Source organism: Corynebacterium sp. KPL2850, assembly GCF_040225855.1.
Classification (GTDB): Bacteria; Actinomycetota; Actinomycetes; order Mycobacteriales; family Mycobacteriaceae; genus Corynebacterium.
Genome location: NZ_JBEHFV010000037.1, coordinates 1 through 19,420 on the forward strand (window position 1 = coordinate 1; position 19,420 = coordinate 19,420).

Genomic DNA, 19,420 nt, shown 5'->3' on the forward strand with positions numbered 1-19,420 from the left:
AACCGAGACTTCGGCTATACTGACCAAAGCAGCATAGCTAGCCCCCGATGTGTCCACTTTCCGGGGGTCGGGCCCCCCACCATCTGCTAAAAATATGGATGGAACTACTCCAAAGCGGCAAACTAAACACCCCCACCCACGCCGCACTCTAACCCCCGAAGGAAAACATGAGTATCGACCAGTCCGTACAGGCACTATCGAGCAAAGTGCAAGAGCTCAAGCCTGTCATCACCACAGAAGAAGCAACCAAGACTGCGCTTATCATCCCCTTCATCAGCACCGTCTTAGGCTATGACGTCACAGACCCACGCGAAGTAATCCCCGAATACACCGCGGACGTAGGCGTCAAGAAGGGCGAAAAAGTCGACTTCGCCATCAAATCTGGAGACGACTTCCGATTCCTCATTGAATGCAAAAAGATAGGCGAACCACTCAACCTCGCCCACGCCAACCAACTCGTTCGCTACTTCAACGTCACAGACACCGAATTCGCCATCCTCACTAACGGAGAAGTGTACGAATTCTACGCACAGATCGACGCGGCCAACCGGATGGACGAAAAACCATTCATGACGCTAGACCTCGCAAACGTCGATGCACGCATCTTCCCCCACCTGGAGATGTGCACAAAATCCCGCTTCGACTCGGAAACAATAGCCGCCTCAGCAGAGCAGTTGAAGTACATCTCCGAAATACGAAAAGTCCTATCGTCCCAATTCAAGGAACCAGATTCCGATTGGGTAAAGCTGATAGCCAGCAGAGTCACGTCCCGTAGAATGACCACACAAAATCTACAAATATTCACCCAGCTCGTTGAAACCGCCCAATCACAATTCCTAAAAGATGAAGCCAATAGGCGGCTACGCTCTGCACAGGACTTCGACGAAGCTTCAACACCCACCTATCAAAACGTCGTCGAGCCACAAGGAGATGAAGAACCAGCCGCTGACGCTGATGGAATCGTCACCACCGAAGAAGAACTTCAGGCATTCTCTATCATTAGAGCTATTTGCTGCGCCGAAGTTCCGGTAAACGATGTGGCACTTCGCGACGCGAAGAGCTACTGCGCAATCCTCTACCAAGACAACAATCGGAACCCAATCGCCCGGCTTTACTTCGACCGCAGGGTACCTCGAATCGGCATTTTCGATACGGAACGAGACCAAAAATACTTCGACTTAGATGACATCGAAGACATTTACAACTACGCCGACCTCTTACGGAAACGGTGCGCCTTCCTAAAAGAAAACTCCTAAAACGCGCTGAGCTCTCGCCAGGGAGACCGATCGCTAAAAGGATGGGCCTAGATAGTCAGCACCACCCGCAAGCATCTTTCGCAAAAGAAAAAGGATAGGACATGGAATCAAAACATAAGTGGAAAGACATAGTTAAGGGGATTGCGGCAGGCGTATTCATCCTTTTCGGGCTGCTCGATATAGCTTCCCTCGCCCTAGGCACCACCGATACGCCAGCATCAACCGCACTTCTCGGCATCGCCTGCATCATCCCTGGAGCCTGGTGGTTTTACTGCACAGCGAAGGACAAACAGCGCCGAAACTGGCTCGCCGTATGGGCGATAGTCATCGTCCTACTTATCGTTGTAATCATCATTGAGTGGTAGTAAGGAGAGTAAGAGATTGTCCCCGAGCAAGCACGACAATAAGGAAGATAACAAGGCCGACACCGTCAAGGGATGCGGATGCCTGGTAGTCATCATTCTGATTATCGCCGGATGGATAGCCTCATGCGGTAACCACGATGACGATAAAGACCCAAAGGAATCCACAAAGCCGGCAGAATCCAGCACCGTCGAAACCACCGAGGAAACCCCAGACGGCGTGAGCGAATCAGCGGCACAAGTAGCATGCCAGATGGAAGTCAAAGACAATTTGACCGACCCGAACCATGCCAAATTCCACAACCTAAACCCCGACGCATGGAAGTCACGACCAGTCGAAAACGGCTTCAAAGTCGAATCATACGTCGACACCAAAAACGAACTCGGCGGCACCGTACGCGACGGATTCGGATGCACCGTAACCCAAGCACCAGGAGACGAGGAACCAACCGTCGTCATTGACTGGATGCAACAACTATAGACCCCGTGAAGGTCTTGTAGAACACACAAATCCCCTTTTTACTCAGCTGCTGTGCGGTCGAATGCTGAACAAAAAGGGGCATCTCAAACCCAACACAAGGGTTCGGAATCGTCGCCCGAGGCGTATCTCAGCCCTGGCGAACAAGAAGTAAGCATAATGGCTAGCGCCAAGTCGCACAAGCCGGCCCAGGTAAGGCTAGACGCGTTCAGCGATTGATTTCCCTTCATACACCAACTCAACTATCTCTGGAGAAAAAGTGCTAAGCAAGAGGAAAGTGGAAACCCTGGATTTTGGGCTAGGGAGCCGTTTTTATGCAAAGACCGGCGGGAGAAGAACTAATAGGAGCATTGTATTTACCCATTTAGTAATTTCAGGGTTCTGCGTCTTCACATGGGCATTGTTCTGCTTGGCTGCCTGGCTGCCGTTAGGGCGGATAGAGACACCACTTTTGGTTAAAGGAACTTCGACAATCATCGGGCTTTTACTTCTCGACCGATTTTTGTGGATGAGGAGCAGATTTCGCACGACAAATTTTTGTATAACAGACGAGGCCGCCTCTTCCGAGTTTGAAAGAATGTCTTTATTGGTGGCCATTTTAGGTTTCCTATTCTATAAGAGCCCAAGCGGCCTTTCTCAGCTTGCTCCCGCACTGGTCTGGGCTATGTTCACCCTCCCCCTTTTTAATCTCTTCGGTCCGGGGTGGAGAAAGCTAAGCGCGGTCCACAATGGTGGAAGTCATGAAATCGACTGGGTGCCGAAAGCTACAAGTTTTGCACCACTACTGGTCTTAACTTTCGTTTGTTCACTTAGTAAACTTCGACGAGGCAAGCAATAAGCTTGCCAATGAATGCTTCTGTCCCTTGATTCATCCCCGTACCGACGATAAGACCTAATGCGAAACCTAACCCGGTCCCAAATGCGACTAATGCGTTGGCGCTGCAAGGGACGTATTTCGCTACTACCCATTCATTTTATGTAAAGCTGAATACCGCCCCGGAGGCACGTTGCCAGTCGGGGCTACTGCCTGTTTCCATAGGCGAGCACGACGTCGCAGGTATTAGGCGCCGTGGAGACAGTCTATTTTCTATTTGTCAGCATCATCATCAAATTTGGACTTAGCGAATACAAAGCCTAATGCCGTTGTTGTTACTAGCTTCAGGAGCTCAATAGCAGGACCAAGTGCGTTACTGTCGGGGTTTGAGCCAGCCCAGAAGAAATCAATTAGGCTCAATGCAACAATTAGGAAGAGGCACCAACCTATCAGGTTCTTGCCAAATTGAAATTTTAATTGGTCAAGCCATTGGGGATAGTTTTTCGGTTCGGCTTGCTTGGGTGGGACCGGAGAAGCGCCGTTGAATTGCGCTGCTGGCTGAATGCCTTTACTGTCTGCGTTCAGGTCTAGCTCTCGGTCGTTGGCTGCGTCTTCGGGGATTGATGGCGGTGTTTTGGGCCGATTAGTGTTGCTCACCGCCTACGCCGCCTCAAGGCCAAGTGGTGCGCGATATGTACTGTCTGTAGCGATATCGGCGATGCTTAAAACGGGTTCCTCTTCTTGAAAGGCTTTGTCCCAAGCGGAACCTTGCGAGTGCGTAATTTCGGACAATTTTACCGCGCCCAAGTATTTGGTTTTATCCCAAATACGGTCAAGGGCAATCTTGAGCTCAATATCTTGCTCTTCATCAATGACGAACACGTCACCGCGAGCGTCACGCGCGTACCGCTTGATGTTGCCCTTGCTGAAACTGCGGAATTCGTCGTATACGGAGTAAACAACTGGGCCATAAGCCCACGTGGAGAATGGTTCTTCCAACAGCGGTCGCTTGGTGGCCTTTTGATACTCACTTGCGACGAAGTACAGGATTTTTTGTAATTTCATGGGACTCATGTATGCCTTTTCCGCAAAAGCGCGGGTTAAGATGTTGTTAGCAATCATCGTTGGGCTGTACGCCATTGGTTCCACCTCCTTTACCTCGAACTATAGCAACGCGTTCATCAACGCGGTATCCGCCGCGCTGGTCGCGGGTACCCCCGATTCGCGAGCCAGTTTTTCGCTCAGTGAGACTGAAGCTAAGTGGGTAGGAAACGTCTGGGCCTTATTCGAACCTGTTTCACCGCCGGGCACTTTCCAGAGTTATCCCATTTGACAAGTAACGTAATTGTACGTTATACTAGTTGTGGTGCGCGTGAGAGACGCACTGAAAACTAAAAAGTGGAAGGAGGTGACGCCCATGGAAGTAGCGGCACTGATAATAAGTACCTGCAGTCTAATCCTGCAGTACATCCAGTACCGCAAAGAATATCCACCAAGAAAGGGCAAACACCGTAAAAAGTAGCCCCTAGGGTTCAGGAAGCTCCAACCATCCTGAACCCTGGGGGCTACCCCTCCACACTACCGAAAGGAAGGACACACAATGAACTTCAAACAACTCTCTGCCATCAGCGGCATCATCGCCGCCGGAGCCTACGCCTTCATCGCCTCAACGCCATTCTGGCCACTCGTCATAGCCCTCGCAGCACTATCTGGATACAACCTCTCCACCGCAACCCACCAACACAAAGAAGACTAAATGCACCCCATCATCATCGACGAAGACACCGGACGCCGCCTCTTCAACACCCAAGAATGCGCCACCCATATCGGAGTAACCCCACGCACCTGGGCCAACTACTACGCCAACAACCGCACACCCACCCCCGTAGCCACCTGGGGCAAATCAGCCCCCCTCTGGGACGCCGAAGAAGTAAAACAATGGCACAACAACCGACCCGGCTCACCCATCAAAAAGTAGAACCACCCAACCCCCGAACTTTTTTGCTGAGGATTTTGTCATGTCTTCTATTAAGTCGTATAAGACCGCCAAGGGTAAGGCTTGGCGGGTTCAGTATCGCTCCCCTGATGGCAGGTCGCGTACGAAGCGTGGATTCCGCACTAAGAATGAGGCCCAAGCCTGGGCTGACAAAAACGCCGTATCCATACACCAGCAAGATTGGATAGACCCTAATGCCGGCAAGGTGAGAGTCTACGAGGTCGGTGAGCGCTGGCTCTCCATGCAGACTCACCTTAAGCCTAAGACGTTGCACGAGACTATAGGTCTGTGGCGCCGCTATGTCCTGCCCACGTGGGGCGATGTTGCAGTGTCGGCTATCAAACCGTCTGCAGTGCAAGAGTGGGTGTCCACAATGGGTAAGTCTGGTTCCACTGTCAGGCAGGCTCACTCCGTTTTAGCGAAGGTGCTTGATTTGGCGGTTATGGATAAAGCTATTCGGGAGAATCCTGCCCGTGGTGTGAAGTTGCCGCGTAAGGGCAAAGCTGTGAAGGTGTATTTGACGGCTGAGCAGTTAGGGCGCCTTGCAGAGGCGTGCACGCGCCACGGGGAGATTGTGTGGGTGTTGGGTACCGTGGGGCTTAGGTGGGGTGAGCTTGCGGGGCTTCAGGTGCGAGACGTAAACGTGCTGCGCGGTAGGTTTAGCATTGAGCGTTCGGCTGTGACGGTGGGCAGTGACGTAGCTATTGGGGTACCTAAGACGCACGAGAGGCGTAGTGTCGCTGTTCCAGACTCGGTAATGCGTCTCGTCTCTCCTCTTATTGAGGGGCGAGGACCTCAGGAGTATGTGTGGGCGCGTACTGATGGTTCGCCTATGCGGGTTCCCTCCCATGGTGATTGGTTTGACCGGGCGATGCAAAGGTGTATGGCGGAGGATGATTCCTTTCCGCGTGTGACGCCGCATGGGCTTAGGCATGTGGCTGCGGGGTTGATGGTGTCGGCGGGGGCGAATGTGAAAGCCGTGCAAAGGCAGCTGGGTCATGCGTCGGCGGCCATGACGTTGGATACGTATGCGGAGTTGTTTGATGAGGATTTGGAGGCGGTGAGGCATGCGGTAAATGAGCGTGTTTCAGATGTCGTCAAATTGTCGTCACGTGGAGCCTAAACACACCTTTTACGCTGGTTAAACATGGTGCGTGTGGCAGGTTCGATCCCTGTCGGGGACACAAAATTTTTAGCCCCTCGCTTTTGCCAGCGAGGGGCTTCACTGTGAGCCCCGTTTTCGGATTATGTAGCCACCGAGGGTTCAGGAAGCATCAACCATCCTGAACCCCGAGGCTACCCCTCCAATACTAAACGAAAGGACAAAATCGTGAGCGCACGAACTCTCTACTTCGTCGCCCTGGCCCTACTGGCCATATCCCTGACCATCAACGTCATCAACGGGTTCACTACCTCCAGCACCATTCTCACCGGTATGGCGGTGGTTGTACTTGGCTGTGCCACCTACAAGAAAGTATGGAAAAAATAAGCCTGCGAATCACGGACGCAAACGCCGAGCGGAAATTGTGAGACGGGGCTAGGGCCAGCGCGTGGCAGGTGTCGCGGGCTCCGCTTTAATGTGAGTAAAGGTCCCCCCATTTAGTCTCTATCCATAGAACATAGAAAATTCCACCGTCTTTCCAGCCAACGAATGGAAGGTTTTCTTGGTGTCGGAACACGCGGAATTTGGTTAGCTCTTGGAACTGCCTAGGGATTTGAGCTTTGATTTCGTTTTTTGGGATAAATTCCGAGCCGAGCCCGTGCCTGTGGTGATTAACGAGATCTGTCCAAGAAGTTAGTGAGCGTTTGTGCCATTTATCGAGGAACTCGCGGCGCATCCTATCGGTCATTTGCCCGAATCCCCATCCGCTCTGCAGAAACCTAGTGGACAGGAGCGGGTATTCGTTTGATGCCGCTCGTATTGCGCTCAAGACGCCTGTATCTGCACCACTGTGATTCTTCGAGACCAGGCGCGTGCCACGTCTCTTACTTTTCTTTCCCATATCTAGTTGAAGTATTCTTTGAGGTCGGCATCAGAAATCTCAAGCCCCCGTTTTTCATCAACGAAGTTTTTCTTCCAAGGCGACTCCGTGTGGGTCTTATTACGTAAAGCCCATGCGGAATAGGGCCCGTACTTATTCCATACTTCAATCAAGGTATCTTCCACAGGCCGGTAATCGTCCCAGTTGAAGTCATCAGAAATAAAAGTATCGGGGTCGATCGGGCTCTTACCGTACTTTTTAAGTTCGCGGTAGATGTCTACAACGACAGGTCCGTGGGCCCATGCTTCCATCCGTTCATTGAAGAGCGGCACTCCTCCGGAGGCTCGCATGTAAAGACCCTTTGCGTAATAAAGCAGCTTTTGAATTTTCAGCGGTGTGAGCTCGGCTTCTTCGGTTTCTTCAGCCCAAGCTACGAGCCATTCTGCGATTTGATGGGCATTGTATTGCTTCATTGTGCACCTCCCTCCTGCTTGTTCTTAACGCTACAGCACTGAAGCTTTGAAGCAGGCAGAATGTCATTCAACCTAGCTTTCGATGGATGCCATTGCCAAACTATTAGGCTTATGAAATACTAAGGTACTTAGATCCACGAAAGTTATGCAGTATAGGCGCGACATGGAGGAGACCCCTTGCCCACCTTAGAAATCGACCATCTCAATAAATCCTTTGGCAGTGTCCGAGCGCTGCGGGATATGACCTTTAGCGTGCAGGAGGGCGAGATCTTCGGTTTCGTCGGTTCCAATGGTGCCGGAAAATCCACCACCATGCGCATCGCACTGGGTGTGCTCGCGAAAGACTCCGGCGAGGTATATTTCGATGGCTCCCCCATTAATGACGATAACCGCCGCCGCATTGGCTATATGCCCGAAGAGCGCGGACTCTACGGCAAGGAACCACTACTCAGCCAGCTAACGTTTCTGGGCACCCTGCACGGCATGAGCAAGCAGGCCGCCCAGAAATCCGGCACGGAACTCCTGGAGCAGTTGGGGCTGGGTGAACGCCAGAAAGACAAGCTGGATGATTTGTCTTTGGGTAACCAGCAGCGCGTGCAGCTGGCCGCCTCCCTCATCCACGATCCCGATATGCTGATTTTGGATGAGCCCTTTTCCGGCTTGGACCCCGTCGCGGTCAATGTCATGTCAGACATGCTGCGCGAGCGCGCCGCGCGCGGGGTGCCGGTCATCTTTTCCTCCCACCAGCTGGACTTGGTGCAGCGCCTGTGCGATCACGTGGGCATCGTCACGCAAGGCCGCATGGTGGCAGAAGGCACGGTAGACGAGCTGCGCACCCAGGGAGCCTCGCTCTATGGGGTCGAAACCCCCGCCCGCGGGTGGTACCCGGAGGGCACCCACTTGGTAGAGGAAACAGATACAGGCGTAGTGCTCGAAGCCGATGACGGCACCGATGACCAAACCATCTTGCGCGCTGCCATGGCCGCTGGCCCCGTCCACTCCTTCGGCCTCAAGGTCCCTGACCTTACCGAGCTTTTCCAAGACGTCGTCACCAGCACCACCAGCACCGAGGAGGCCTAGCCCGTGCAATATTCGGCAATGAAGACCATAGGGACCGTCGCCAAGCGCGAAATGGCGGTTGCCTTAAAAACCAAATCCGTTGTCATCATGATGCTCCTGCTTTTCATTGGTGCCATCGCCACCCCCATCATCATTGACTTGCTCTCCGGTGGAGACGATGAACCAGATTCCGTCGCTGTGGTGGGCATGGAGGCAGACGCATTCGCTGATTCCGGGCTGGAGGCCCAGGCCGCAGATGACCGCGATGACGCGGTGCAGCTTATCGATGACGGCGACGTCGACGCCGCGCTCGTGCCCGCCACCGACGAGGGATGGGAGCTTTTGGCCAACGGCACTGCCTCCACCACCATCTCCACTACGGTCAATCAAGTGGTTGCGGCGCAGGCGCAGGCAGAGGCCTTGAATACGCTGAATATTGATCCCCAAGAGCTTGCCGCCGCCACTCCATCAGCCGAAGTGACCGCGGTTGATCTGGAAGCCGATGAGTCCTCCGAAGAAAAGATGGGACATGTTGCCATCGTCCTTATCGCCTCCATGGTGGTGGTCTTTTCCATCATGACCTTCGCTGGGCTCATCGGCGGCCGCGTTACCGAAGAGAAGTCTTCCCGCGTGGTCGAAATCATCCTTTCCACGGTGCGCCCGGTGGATTTCCTGGCCGGCAAGGTCATTGGCAATACCATCATCGGGCTGCTCGGCACCTTCCTCATCCTGGCCGGCGGCGTGGCCTCCCTGGCATTTACTGGCGCAGCGAGCGAAATCCAACTCGATTATGGCCTCATCGCTGCCCTGCTCGTCGGGGAAATCCTCGGCCTCTTGTTCTTCGGCAGCCTCTATGCCGCAGCTGGCTCCATGGTGCAGCGCACCGAGGATCTGCAATCGACGCAGATGCCCATCCTGCTCCTCGTCTTTGCCACCATGTATATCACCATGTTTGGCTGGACGAACTTGGATGCCACCTGGATGCAGGTCATGGGCTGGGTGCCGCCGGTCTCCATGTTGGTTGCTCCCCTCCAAGTTGCTAGCGGAAATATGAGCTGGCTGGGCTTGGCAGGCAGCTACGCGGTCCTCGCAGTAGTCACCGCGCTGATCCTCATCGTTGTCGCGCACATCTACCGCCGCGCCATCTTGAATAATGGCAAGAAGATGACCTGGCGCCAGGTGCTCAAGAAATAAAAATAAATCCGGCCTCCCGCTTTCCTAGGGAGGCCGGATTTTTCTACTGCGCAGAATTACTCAACGATGAATTCGTTGGTGATCGGCTGGGTGATATCCAACGTGCCGTGCTCGATGTAGTACATGCCAAAGAACATGGCACCGAGCAGCACTAGGGCCAGCAGCATGCAAGGAATCCACTGGACAAAAACGGAAACCCAGCCCTCAGATTGCTGGCGGGCCGCCGCCTCGCGTTGTTCTTGAGCCTCGCGCTCGTTCATAATGATAAAACCTCTCGCTTCACCGAAGATTAACTAAAAGTATCTTAACAGTTTATGGTCTCCGCGGTGGCATTAGATCCCCGGATCTTCGTCATTTAATAATGCCTCAAGGAATGCCTCGCGGTCCGCGAACATTTTCTCGATATCCTCTTCCGCGCCCACGATCCAGGCATCGGCATCCTCATCAAAGGTCACCGCGGAATCGGGATAGGTTTCCAGGGCTTCCTCCATCGCGGCAAGCTGATCGGCATCGGCACGGTCCTCGGCAAAAGCCTCTGGGTCACCAATGCGCTGGCCCAGCTCACCCAAGGCCGTTAAGCCATACGTTTTATGCTGCTTTTTAGGGTGCTCGAAAAGTTCTTGTCCCATCATGGCGGTATTATTTTCCTCCATTTAATAAAGAATCCGGGACGAATCCCGAATAGCCGGGGATGTTATTGACCTGCAATACCCCGTGGAAAAAGCGCTTGAGCGCGGGAACGTCATCCTCGTGGAGATGATCGAATACCAAGCGGCGGACGGATTCCACGTGTTCGGGGGCCGCGCGCTCGAGGTGGTGGAGCCCAGCCTCCGTGATGTGCACGTTGACCCCGCGGCCATCATCGGTGGTCTTTTCCTTGACCAAGAGCCCACGTTTTTCCATGCGTGTGACCTGGTGGGAGGCGCGCGAGCGATCCCAGGCGAGCTCTGTGCACAGGTCGCGCAGCCGCAGGTGCTGATCCGGGGCTTCCGAGAGGGAGACCAAGACCGCGAATTCGGACACGGAGATCTCTCCGCCCGCCTTAAGGGTCTCGTCCATGCCCCTATCTATCTTGCGGGTCGCAGCCAAGAGTAGGCGCCATAGCTCCTGTTCATCATCGTTTAACCAGCGGGTTTGTTCAGACATAAGGACTAGATTACCCCCTTCAGCATGGCGATGTCGCGCTCGCTGCGCCCAAGTACCCGCGAATAGCGCTGCGGCATGCAGGTAAAGACCAAAACCTGGTTCTCGCGGCCCACCTGTGAGAATAGGGTGGACATTAGTTCCAGACGGTGGGAATCGGTGGAGCCCAGCGCGTCATCGACGATGACCGGCACGGTTTCCTCCCCTGCCACTAAGCGTGCGATGGCAAAGCGGGTAAGGATGGCCAGCTGCTCGCGCGCGCCGCCGGACAGACTGGTCATGGCCACCGTTTCATTATCGCGGGTGCGGGCGGTGACGGAAAGGTCGTCTGCCAGTTCAAAGCTGATGTCCCCGCCATAGATGGTGCGGGCCAGCTGGGCGAGTGCCGCCACGAATGGCTCGGCATAGCGCTGGCGCGCGGCATCGCGGTGTTTGAGTAGCAGCTCGCGCAGGTAACGCGCCGCCAGCGCGCGCTTTTCCACGCTTTCTAGCACCGCCTGCGCCATCTCTGCTTCCGCCTGCGCCTGCTGCTCGCGCTCTGCCGCGCCGGAGTGATAATTAATCTCGCTAGATAGCTTCCCCAGCTCCACTTTCGCATCTTGCACCTGATTCTGCAGGTAGTCCAGGTGCGATTGCGCACCCTCCACCAAGCTCTGGGCGGTAGCCAGGTCCACTGCCTCCATCTCAGAAAGCTGCTCCTGCAGCTTGCCTACCAAATCACCCAACCGCTCTGCCTCTTCTTCTAAGCCGGCATCGGAGGTTTTCTCCCGCGCTTCAGCCAACTCGCGCTCGGCGCGCTCGGCCTTATCGGTGACGGCCTCGAGCTCGGCTTCTAAGCGCACCACGTCGTGGGCGATGCGGCTATCGCGGAAGGGAATAAGCTCGCGGTCGAGGGCATCGACAAGCTCGCGCGCTTCTTCCTCAGCTTCTTCTGCAGCAGATAGATCCATGGCCGGGGCTTCATCGAGCCCGGCGACCTTCTCCTTGAGCGCCGCATGCTGGGCGCGCAGTTCGCCCAAATCATCCGGCCCAAGCTCACCCTCGAGCTTGCGCGTTGCGGCATCCAACCCGGAATTCTGCTCGGAGTGCGCCTTAAGCAGGGCTTCGGCGGCGGCGATGGACTCGACACCGGTGGCATCAAAAAGCTCGTGCAGGCGCGCCTCGGCCTGATCCACCTCGCGTTGGGTCTTATCGGAAGAATACGCGCCGGCCACAAAGCGGGCGGTGATATCGCCGATGGTGATCTCGCGGCCATCGACAAGCTCAACTGCAGGCTGCTTGCCGATGTCCACCCGATTCCCATCCACCCCAATCTCCGCGCCCTCCGGACCGGAAAACTCCACCTTGGCAGCGGTGGCGTCGTGAAGGCGCTTGGCCAAGGCGAGATCGGCATCCGCCTTGCGGAGTTCCTCGACATCCGCGGCGGTCATCTCGCGCCCGCGCTGGGCGATCTCTGCCTGGGCCTTCTCCACGCCACGTGCCAAGTCCTCTACCTTGAGCAGGCGTTTATCCAGGCGCTTAAAGGTCTCCTTGTCCTGATACAGCCGCGCCTGTTTGAGCGTTGTGCGCGCGGTGGCGTAGTCCTCTTTGGCAGTGGCCAGCTTCTTTTCCACCGCTTCTTTCTTCTCGTTTTCCTCCGCGGCCTTCTCGCGGGCGGTCGCAAGCTTATCCGCGGCGCTCGACTTTGCGGTGCCGGCGGTCTCGAGTGCCTCGGCTATCTCCTGGCGCTTAGACTGCGCGTCCTTCGCGCGTTGGAAATCCTCCTTGGCGCGGGTGAGCTCGGCCTTGTGCGCATCCACCTGGTGTTGGGCCTTCACGGCCTCGTCCGCGGCGGCCTGTTTCTCGGTGAGGTCCTTGCGGGCCGCGGGAAGCTGTGCCTCGGCCTCTTCTTGCTGGCGTTCCAAGTGCTCGTAGCGTTCCACAACGGAATCGAGCCCGCGCACCGCAGCGGTTGCTTCCTCCAGCTCCTGCTTGGCACGCTCCGCATTGTCTTGAGCCTTCTTATACTCGCCGGCCGCCTTGCCCGTCTTTTCGGTGTAGTAGCGCTTATATTCCTTATCCACCTTGCCCAAAAGCTGAGAATCATCGCCGGATACCTCATCCTCCGCCAAGCCGGACTCCTGCTCGAGGGCCTGCGTCAGCGACGGGATGCCCACCGCGGAGATGGCGTCATTGGAATCGTCCTGGCGCATAAAGAGGACATCGAGAAGCTGGCGATCCATGTTCTGGCTTAAGATCTGTTCCAGCTCGTCATCGGCCTGGCGCCCGGTATATTGCGCGTGGCGCGGGGCAGAGATGGCCAGCTCACAGTACTTCTTCTGCAGCCAGCGCTTGGCAATGCGAAAGCGGTATTCCCCCACGGAAATATCCGCGATGACCTCCGGCGATACGTCCTTGCCCACCGGCTGTAAGTCCCGGATGCCGCTAGGGCGCGCCGTGTGTTTTTCAGTCAGCACCACATCGAGGGCCTCCACGATGGTGGATTTACCAGCCTCGTTCTCGCCGTGGATGACCACCACCCCGGTTTCTGGGAGGTCATCCAAAACCAGGTGCTCGATGCCGCGGACGTTTTTAATCTCTAAGCTGTGGATGCGCATGTGGTTTATCCTTCCAGGCGAAATAGCAGGTTGGCGGCGTCGCGGGCCACCGGATCCTCGCGGTTATCCAGCAGCTCTTGCAAGGCGTCGGCGGCATAGCCGGAAATATCCAGGTTGGCTAGTTCATCTTCGCTAGGCTCCAAGAACAGGTCCATGGTCCGCTCGCGCGGGCGCAGCGAGGCAAAGACCGCCTCCAACTCATCCAGCCCACGCTGCAGCCGGGCGTGCGCCGCGATGCCAAGGGTCCCCTGCAGGCTGTATTTAATCGCCGTGCGCACCTTATCCGGGTACTCTTCCAGGCTGCGCAGGAAGCGTTCGACATCCTCGGTGGAATTGACGGAGGCATCGAGGGCCTCAAACGTCCAACGCCCGATGCTGCGCTTATCGATGTCTATATCCTCCCCCTCAATCCTTACCACCAGCGCATTCCCGGAATCGGCCTCGCCGCCACCAGTGGAGCACTCCTTAAAGTCCGTGGTCTCCGGGCTGCCGGAGAACCAGACGCGCCCGGTTGTGCCCAGGCTGGCCGTCGAGTGGGTATCGCCCAGCGCCAAGTAATCAATCACCCCGCGCTCCAAACACTGTTCGACGAATTCCAGGTCGATGGTATCGGCATCTCCCCCGCTAGTACGCGAATCCACCTGGCCATGGCCCACGGCAATCCGGATTCCTTCCGTGGGTTCGAGCGGCTCCAAGGCCTGGCGCACCAAATCGTGGTTGGCGCGCTTGGACAGATACGGCGCCCCGACCACTTCCACGCCCTTACCCACCTCGATGGGCTCAGAATCCGCAATGACGTGCACGTTGTCCGCGCTAGTGCGATAAAATACCGAGTCGGCGACCAGCGGATCGTGGTTTCCGGGCAGCACATACACCGGCACCGGCAAGCGCTTAAACATCTCGGTGGCGCGGGCCAAGATCTCCCGGGAGAGCGCATTGTGTTCAAATACATCGCCGGCGACGACGATGAACTCCGCGCCAACCTCCTCCGCCAGCTGGCCTAGGTGCATGATGGCGGACTCGCGGTCATCGTTGAAACGACCTTGCGCCTCCCCCTTCAAGAACCAGCGGGTCATTCCCAGCTGGAAGTCGGACGTGTGGATAAAGGTCGTTGCAGTCATAATCAGTGCGTTAAGTGGTAGTAGAGGTCTTCAATATCGGACACGGCGCGCAAAAGCTCAATATTGGTATGCGATACGGCCCGCAGGGCCTTGCGCAAGAGGTCTGGATCAGAATCTTCCAGCGCCGGGGCAACCTTGGGGTGCGGCAGTTTCGGCATCTCGCGGCCGTTCCAGAACACATCGTTCTTTTCTTCCGCGGATAAATCGCTGGCCCCAAAGCTTTCGCGGGAGACCTGCTGCGATTGCTCCATGACGGCCTTTTCCAAGCGCGCAAAATCCATCCCGCGCATGTTGAAAATCACGGCGGGATCCGCGTCCGCGCGGGTGGCGAGCCTATCTCCCACCGCCACGACGTGCTTGCAGGTATAGGCGGAATCCGGGCAGGTGCAGGATAAGCGCAGCTCTTCGGCCTCGCTGGCGAACAAGGTATCCAGCGCTTCCTCAGATAGCAGGCCTTTGCGCGCGTTCGCTACGGAATTGGGCGTGCGCGCGAATTGGCTGGCCAGTGCCGCGATATCGTCATTATCGCGGTACGGCAACTGGATGAGTACGGAAAAAGGCTCGTTCTGGGAACCGGCCACGCGCCCATGGATGGCACCATTGCGGATTTCCAAACCAACGACGTGCCCGCCCTCGGCGTACTGGCGCCCGCGGGTAATCCGCCCCCGGTCCGCGTCATGGCTGGTAAAGGAAGAAATCCGAGCGGCGGTCTTGGACAGCAGCCGCCCGCTGCGGTCAACATGGTTGACCTCATCCGGGGTGCTCACGCGCTTGCGGGTACCAAAGTTTGCGTAGATGACATTGTCATCGCCTTTGACGGCCATCCGCTTACTCCTTTCCCCGGTAACTCATGAGCTCCGCCAGCTGGTCCGGCTCCAATTCCGTGAGCCAGCCCTCGCCTTCGCCGACGACGGCCCCAGCCAGCTGAGTCTTGCCATCCAAAATGTCTTGGATGGATTCTTCCAACGTGCCAGCGGTAATCATCTTATACACCTGCACGTTGCGGCGCTGACCAATGCGGAAGGCGCGGTCCGTGGCCTGGTTTTCCACCGCGGGATTCCACCAGCGGTCCATGTGCACCACGATCGATGCCGCGGTTAGGTTCAGGCCCGTGCCGCCTGCTTTGAGCGAAAGGATCATCGCCTGTGGGCCATCATCGGCCTGGAAGTCCTCCACCATCTGGTCGCGTTTATTCTTGGTCACCCCGCCGTGTAGGAAGGGAATCTCATGGCCCAGTTGCCCGCTCAGGTAGGGTTGCAAGATATCACCGAAGGCCTTGTACTGAGTAAAGATCAGCAGGCGTTCGCCGGATTCGGTGGCGGCATCGACAATCCGCATCAGCTCCTTCACCTTGCCCGAGCGGTGCTTGCCCTTGATAACCACCGGCGAATCATCACCAAGGTAGTGTGCTGGGTGATTGCAAATCTGTTTAATGCGGGTCAGCGAGGCCAAGACGATGCCGCGCTTGCTGATGCCCGTAGCATCCTCCAGGCTCTTCTTCACCTCATTGACCAGCGCCTTATACAGCGCGGCCTGCTCGGTGGTCATGGATACGGTAAGAATCTGCTCGGACTTTTCCGGCAGGTCATCGATGATATTGGGATCGGTCTTGACGCGGCGCAGGATAAGGGGCGCGGTCAGCGCGCGCAGGCGCTCGGACATCTCCTCATCATTATTGCGCTCGATGGCCTTGGCAAAGTGATTGCGGAAGAAGGACGCCGTTCCCAAGATCCCGGGGTTGCAAAAGTCCAAGATGGAGCGCATCTCTGACAACCGGTTTTCCACTGGCGTACCGGTCAGCGCCACGCGGTGCTCGGAGGGCAGGGATCGCACCGCCTTGGAGGAGCGCGTGGCCGAGTTCTTGATGGCCTGCGCCTCATCCAGCACCACGCGCTGCCAAGACACCTCGCCCAAGAGGTTAAAGTCCCGGCTCACGGTGCCATAGGTAGTAATGACGAGATCTGCTTTTCCGGCGGCCTCGAGGAACTTTTCCCCACCTGGACGCCCCGCGCCGTGTTGCACCATAACCTCGAAATCCGGCACGAAGCGGCGGGCCTCTCGAGCCCAGTTACCTACCACGGAGGTCGGCGCGACGACCAAGGTGGGCCCGGTCTGTTCACCGCGTTCCTTCTCCACCGCCAATAGGGACAGTAGTTGGAGTGTTTTGCCGAGCCCCATGTCATCGGCAAGCACGGCGCCAATATTGTTGCGCGACATCCAATACAGCCAGTCAACGCCCGTGCGCTGATACTCGCGCAGCTCAGCATGCACGGTCTCCGGAATATCCACGCGCTTAGGCGCAACCGTATCCATGCCGCCGAGCAACGCGGTATGCCACGTGCTGCCGGTAAATTCGATGGGTTCTTGGGCCATCGACTCGAGCGCCAGCTCCCGCAGCTCCGCCACCGTGACTTGGTGCTCGCTCTTCTCGTTGAACTCAGCGCGGCGGCGCTCGACCTCCGCCATGAGCTGCTGCCAGCCCGGCTCACCCAGCTTCTTGGCCATCTCTGCCGAGGCCGCCAGCTGCTCGAGCTCCTTCTTGGCGCGCTCCCGGGACTTATCCGCCAGCTCCTCCATATAGGACGAGACTTTGGATACGACCTGGGTATCGGCCATCACCCACTTGCCGCGCAGCTGAATGAGCCCGGACTTGGAGTTGACCAGCTCGTCCATCTCAGACTCGGTAAGCTCCACATCGCCCACGGACATGCGCCAGTTATAGTCCACGAGCTGATTCATGCCGATGTGTTTCTTCGTGGCGGCCTCTGCCGGATCCCTCGCCTCACGAGTTTCCAGCTTGGCCTTCGTATCCATCTGCGCCCACGATTTGGGCAGCATGACGGTAATGCCCCGCTTTTTCAGCTCGGGCACCTCGTGTGCAATAAACTGCGTGAGGTGCTCCGGGTCCAGGTAGACATCCCAATCGCCGTCGCCAGGCTGGGGCATTTGCGTACTCTGGCCCAGGCTCGGCGCCGCATGCACGGCCTTACGGTGGTTTTCGCGCAGCTTCTCGATGCTCGCCCTATCCAACTCATCCGCCAATACCGGCCGCGGCGAATCCGTTCCAGAGCGCACGCGCACCCGAATCGGCCACGCTGCATCTTCTGGATCCTGTTCTGCCGGTTCCTCCACGATGTAGACGAGCTGGAGTTCCACCTGGTAAATGGAATTTTTCCATTCATTGAGGCCACGCAGCAGTTGCGCACGACCGCGGCGGATGGGGGCCGTCGTCAGCAATGCGCGGGCGAAGTCATGCCAAGGCATGGGCCGTGGTTCATTAAGTAGCGGCTGCAATTCCCGGTTGGCAATCCAATGCGTCAGTTCATCCGCTAGGTCATCCGAAAGGGCTCTATTATTTATGTGGAGAATCCCCGGTGCCGCAGCCATCATCTCTGCGAGCCAACCGCGCTCGCCCAAACCCGAGGCAAGCTGCCACATGGGAAACCACTCGTTGGCCTGGTACGCCAGCCGGAACGTCACCCTGCCCGCGCAGACAAACTTGCTCAGCCCGCTATATGCGTGGATGAGCCAGTGCAGATCCGGCGCAATCGATGCCGGTGGATGATGATCCAGGTATTCCAGCTGGGCTAGGGTTTCTACCGCTTCTTCCGGGGCAAACATGGCCATGGGCACCATGAGCGAGACGTCTTTGCCCTTCGGGGTCCGCAGCGATACCCGCGCCCGGTTCCGGAAAGATTTCTTAGCCAAGATGGCATCGACTGCCTGTGGAAACGTCCCCTCTGGGACGGCCGAAGGCATAACAATCTTGTGCCCTTCTACCTGCTCAATCCATAGACCAAGCCCCGAGACCGGCAGCCAAAGGCCATGCACAAGGTAAGAAGCCATAACGGCCAGCATAGCAGCCCGGTTTAGTTTTGTTACAAGCTCGTTATATTCACGTCTTTGCGCAGTTAAATGGTGAAAAACATCACCAGAGATCTACGCCACAGCTGTATTTTAGCTTGGGTGAACCTTAAGTCACCGTTAACGTGTATATGTCCGATAAATCACTACAAGGAGTGAAACGTGCAAGAATCAACTTGGTACGTCATTGCGATGATTGTGTACTTCCTCGTAATGGCAGCCATTGGCTACTGGAGCTACAAACAAACCGACGAATATGACGATTATGTTTTGGGCGGCCGTGGCCTGCACCCATTCGTAGCTGCTCTCTCCGCCGGCGCATCAGATATGTCCGGCTGGCTGCTTATGGGTCTGCCTGGCGCGCTCTTCCTTTCCGGTTTTTCCGAGCTGTGGATGCCTATCGGCCTCCTTATCGGTGCATGGGCTAACTGGAAGTGGATTGCGCCGCGTCTTCGCGCTTACTCGGAGGTTGCGGGCGATTCCATTACGGTTCCTTCCTTCTTCGAGAACCGTTTGCGCGATAAGTCGCGCCTGCTGCGTATTATCTCCGCAGTTATCATTATTTTCTTCTTTACCTTCTACGTCTCTTCCGGCATGGTCTCCGGTGGTCGTTACTTCGAGTCCACCTTCGGTGGCGACTACATCACCGGTATGTTGGTCATCGCCGCAGTGACCATTTTCTACACCTTCATCGGCGGTTTCTTGGCAGTGTCCTACACCGACGCTATGCAGGGCATGCTGATGTTCGTCGCCCTGCTGATCGTGCCAATCATGGCGCTTTTCGCTCTTGACGATGCCGGCGCGATCTTCTCCTTCGCTACCGAGAACAACTACGCTACCGACGGCGCACTTGAGCCAAACGATAACTATTTCTCTCTCTTCGCTGGCGTTTCCGCTGGTGTTATCGTTGGTAACGCAGCTTGGGGCCTTGGCTACTTTGGCCAGCCGCACATCATCGTGCGCTTCATGGCGCTGCGTAAGCCTTCCGACGCCAAGCAGGGCCGTGGGCCCGAACCCCGGAAAGTGGACACGGGGATTTAATCAAGATGCGATAGTAAGTGTAGCTGATCCGGCGGCTTCG

General features: G+C 56.6%; 20 protein-coding genes and 1 pseudogene. 10 read left to right on the forward strand and 11 right to left on the reverse strand.

The genetic code is table 11. From position 1 onward, the window contains the following. The first annotated feature begins 167 nt into the window (after positions 1–167). The 3 genes from ABRP93_RS10430 to ABRP93_RS10440 all read left to right on the forward strand — a co-directional run bounded on the left by ABRP93_RS10430 (position 168) and on the right by ABRP93_RS10440 (position 2,099). On the forward strand, positions 168–1,256 hold the full coding sequence (locus ABRP93_RS10430; RefSeq protein WP_349887881.1) for a type I restriction enzyme HsdR N-terminal domain-containing protein: 1,089 nt from the start codon (positions 168–170) through the stop codon (positions 1,254–1,256). A 101-nt stretch (positions 1,257–1,357) separates the two neighbouring features. After that, positions 1,358–1,621, forward strand: coding sequence for a hypothetical protein (locus ABRP93_RS10435; protein WP_349887882.1), 264 nt, complete (start codon positions 1,358–1,360; stop codon positions 1,619–1,621). A gap of 16 nt (positions 1,622–1,637) precedes the next feature. After that, entirely contained in the window at positions 1,638–2,099 is a 462-nt protein-coding gene (locus ABRP93_RS10440; RefSeq protein ID WP_349887883.1) for a hypothetical protein, read from the forward strand. A gap of 309 nt (positions 2,100–2,408) precedes the next feature. Here the strand turns inward: ABRP93_RS10440 and ABRP93_RS10445 are convergent, their stop codons facing one another. From ABRP93_RS10445 to ABRP93_RS10455, 3 genes are all read right to left on the reverse strand, one after another. After that, positions 2,409–2,693: a hypothetical protein gene (locus ABRP93_RS10445; protein ID WP_349887884.1), complete on the reverse strand. Its 285-nt coding sequence runs from the start codon at positions 2,691–2,693 to the stop codon at positions 2,409–2,411. A 490-nt stretch (positions 2,694–3,183) separates the two neighbouring features. Then, a complete protein-coding gene (locus ABRP93_RS10450) occupies positions 3,184–3,567 on the reverse strand; it encodes a hypothetical protein (RefSeq protein WP_349887885.1) in 384 nt (127 codons plus the stop codon). 3 nt (positions 3,568–3,570) lie between these two features. Further along, positions 3,571–4,050: a Panacea domain-containing protein gene (locus tag ABRP93_RS10455; RefSeq protein WP_349887886.1), complete on the reverse strand. Its 480-nt coding sequence runs from the start codon at positions 4,048–4,050 to the stop codon at positions 3,571–3,573. Positions 4,051–4,510: 460 nt separating this feature from the next. On the opposite strand from ABRP93_RS10455, the gene ABRP93_RS10460 reads away from it, so the two are divergent. From ABRP93_RS10460 to ABRP93_RS10475, 4 genes are all read left to right on the forward strand, one after another. After that, complete coding sequence (locus tag ABRP93_RS10460) at positions 4,511–4,666, forward strand: hypothetical protein (protein WP_349887887.1); 156 nt, start codon at positions 4,511–4,513, stop codon at positions 4,664–4,666. Next, positions 4,667–4,888, forward strand: a complete 222-nt coding sequence (locus tag ABRP93_RS10465) for a hypothetical protein (RefSeq protein ID WP_349887888.1) — start codon at positions 4,667–4,669, stop codon at positions 4,886–4,888. Positions 4,889–4,928: 40 nt separating this feature from the next. Continuing rightward, positions 4,929–6,029 (forward strand): site-specific integrase, encoded by a 1,101-nt coding sequence (locus ABRP93_RS11725; RefSeq protein WP_502879663.1) that lies wholly within the window; start codon positions 4,929–4,931, stop codon positions 6,027–6,029. Positions 6,030–6,236: 207 nt separating this feature from the next. Next, on the forward strand, positions 6,237–6,395 hold the full coding sequence (locus ABRP93_RS10475) for a hypothetical protein (RefSeq protein ID WP_349862677.1): 159 nt from the start codon (positions 6,237–6,239) through the stop codon (positions 6,393–6,395). Positions 6,396–6,911: 516 nt separating this feature from the next. Here ABRP93_RS10475 and ABRP93_RS10480 read toward each other — a convergent pair. Next, positions 6,912–7,361 carry a Panacea domain-containing protein gene (locus ABRP93_RS10480; RefSeq protein ID WP_349862675.1) on the reverse strand — a complete coding sequence of 150 codons (450 nt, stop codon included), beginning with the start codon at positions 7,359–7,361 and terminating at the stop codon, positions 6,912–6,914. A 177-nt stretch (positions 7,362–7,538) separates the two neighbouring features. Here ABRP93_RS10480 and ABRP93_RS10485 point away from each other — a divergent pair, with 177 nt between their 5' ends. Both ABRP93_RS10485 and ABRP93_RS10490 read left to right on the forward strand, forming a co-directional pair. Continuing rightward, positions 7,539–8,441 (forward strand): ABC transporter ATP-binding protein, encoded by a 903-nt coding sequence (locus tag ABRP93_RS10485; RefSeq protein WP_349862672.1) that lies wholly within the window; start codon positions 7,539–7,541, stop codon positions 8,439–8,441. 18 nt (positions 8,442–8,459) lie between these two features. Beyond that, positions 8,460–9,614 (forward strand): ABC transporter permease, encoded by a 1,155-nt coding sequence (locus ABRP93_RS10490; protein ID WP_349887889.1) that lies wholly within the window; start codon positions 8,460–8,462, stop codon positions 9,612–9,614. 56 nt (positions 9,615–9,670) lie between these two features. Here the strand turns inward: ABRP93_RS10490 and ABRP93_RS10495 are convergent, their stop codons facing one another. From ABRP93_RS10495 to ABRP93_RS10525, 7 genes are all read right to left on the reverse strand, one after another. After that, positions 9,671–9,874 carry a hypothetical protein gene (locus ABRP93_RS10495; protein WP_023026320.1) on the reverse strand — a complete coding sequence of 68 codons (204 nt, stop codon included), beginning with the start codon at positions 9,872–9,874 and terminating at the stop codon, positions 9,671–9,673. A gap of 72 nt (positions 9,875–9,946) precedes the next feature. Beyond that, positions 9,947–10,267: a molecular chaperone GrpE gene (locus tag ABRP93_RS10500; RefSeq protein WP_349887890.1), complete on the reverse strand. Its 321-nt coding sequence runs from the start codon at positions 10,265–10,267 to the stop codon at positions 9,947–9,949. Then, complete coding sequence (locus ABRP93_RS10505; protein ID WP_023026318.1) at positions 10,254–10,760, reverse strand: MarR family winged helix-turn-helix transcriptional regulator; 507 nt, start codon at positions 10,758–10,760, stop codon at positions 10,254–10,256. The genes ABRP93_RS10500 and ABRP93_RS10505 overlap by 14 nt, the downstream gene beginning before the upstream one ends. Before the next feature lie 5 nt (positions 10,761–10,765). Next, positions 10,766–13,354, reverse strand: coding sequence for an AAA family ATPase (locus ABRP93_RS10510; RefSeq protein ID WP_349887891.1), 2,589 nt, complete (start codon positions 13,352–13,354; stop codon positions 10,766–10,768). 5 nt (positions 13,355–13,359) lie between these two features. Continuing rightward, entirely contained in the window at positions 13,360–14,475 is a 1,116-nt protein-coding gene (locus ABRP93_RS10515; RefSeq protein ID WP_349887892.1) for a metallophosphoesterase family protein, read from the reverse strand. 2 nt (positions 14,476–14,477) lie between these two features. Beyond that, positions 14,478–15,299, reverse strand: a complete 822-nt coding sequence (locus tag ABRP93_RS10520; RefSeq protein WP_349887893.1) for an SWIM zinc finger family protein — start codon at positions 15,297–15,299, stop codon at positions 14,478–14,480. A gap of 4 nt (positions 15,300–15,303) precedes the next feature. Then, positions 15,304–18,321, reverse strand: a complete 3,018-nt coding sequence (locus tag ABRP93_RS10525) for a DEAD/DEAH box helicase (protein WP_502879664.1) — start codon at positions 18,319–18,321, stop codon at positions 15,304–15,306. Between the two features lie 180 nt (positions 18,322–18,501). On the opposite strand from ABRP93_RS10525, the pseudogene ABRP93_RS10530 reads away from it, so the two are divergent. Next, a pseudogene (locus ABRP93_RS10530) lies at positions 18,502–19,344 on the forward strand (sodium:solute symporter family transporter); the annotation flags it as partial. Positions 19,345–19,420 lie beyond the last annotated feature (76 nt).

Excerpts from the sequence above, each read along its gene's own strand:
- ABRP93_RS10430 (WP_349887881.1), top strand. The coding sequence starts at position 168 with ATGAGTATCGACCAGTCCGTACAGGCACTATCGAGCAAAGTGCAAGAG.
- ABRP93_RS10435 (WP_349887882.1), top strand. The coding sequence starts at position 1,358 with ATGGAATCAAAACATAAGTGGAAAGACATAGTTAAGGGGATTGCGGCA.
- ABRP93_RS10445 (WP_349887884.1), bottom strand. The coding sequence starts at position 2,693 with ATGGCCACCAATAAAGACATTCTTTCAAACTCGGAAGAGGCGGCCTCG.
- ABRP93_RS10455 (WP_349887886.1), bottom strand. The coding sequence starts at position 4,050 with ATGGCGTACAGCCCAACGATGATTGCTAACAACATCTTAACCCGCGCT.
- ABRP93_RS10460 (WP_349887887.1), top strand. The coding sequence starts at position 4,511 with ATGAACTTCAAACAACTCTCTGCCATCAGCGGCATCATCGCCGCCGGA.
- ABRP93_RS10465 (WP_349887888.1), top strand. The coding sequence starts at position 4,667 with ATGCACCCCATCATCATCGACGAAGACACCGGACGCCGCCTCTTCAAC.
- ABRP93_RS11725 (WP_502879663.1), top strand. The coding sequence starts at position 4,929 with ATGTCTTCTATTAAGTCGTATAAGACCGCCAAGGGTAAGGCTTGGCGG.
- ABRP93_RS10480 (WP_349862675.1), bottom strand. The coding sequence starts at position 7,361 with ATGAAGCAATACAATGCCCATCAAATCGCAGAATGGCTCGTAGCTTGG.
- ABRP93_RS10490 (WP_349887889.1), top strand. The coding sequence starts at position 8,460 with ATGAAGACCATAGGGACCGTCGCCAAGCGCGAAATGGCGGTTGCCTTA.
- ABRP93_RS10495 (WP_023026320.1), bottom strand. The coding sequence starts at position 9,874 with ATGAACGAGCGCGAGGCTCAAGAACAACGCGAGGCGGCGGCCCGCCAG.
- ABRP93_RS10500 (WP_349887890.1), bottom strand. The coding sequence starts at position 10,267 with ATGGAGGAAAATAATACCGCCATGATGGGACAAGAACTTTTCGAGCAC.
- ABRP93_RS10505 (WP_023026318.1), bottom strand. The coding sequence starts at position 10,760 with ATGTCTGAACAAACCCGCTGGTTAAACGATGATGAACAGGAGCTATGG.
- ABRP93_RS10510 (WP_349887891.1), bottom strand. The coding sequence starts at position 13,354 with ATGCGCATCCACAGCTTAGAGATTAAAAACGTCCGCGGCATCGAGCAC.
- ABRP93_RS10515 (WP_349887892.1), bottom strand. The coding sequence starts at position 14,475 with ATGACTGCAACGACCTTTATCCACACGTCCGACTTCCAGCTGGGAATG.
- ABRP93_RS10520 (WP_349887893.1), bottom strand. The coding sequence starts at position 15,299 with ATGGCCGTCAAAGGCGATGACAATGTCATCTACGCAAACTTTGGTACC.
- ABRP93_RS10525 (WP_502879664.1), bottom strand. The coding sequence starts at position 18,321 with ATGGCTTCTTACCTTGTGCATGGCCTTTGGCTGCCGGTCTCGGGGCTT.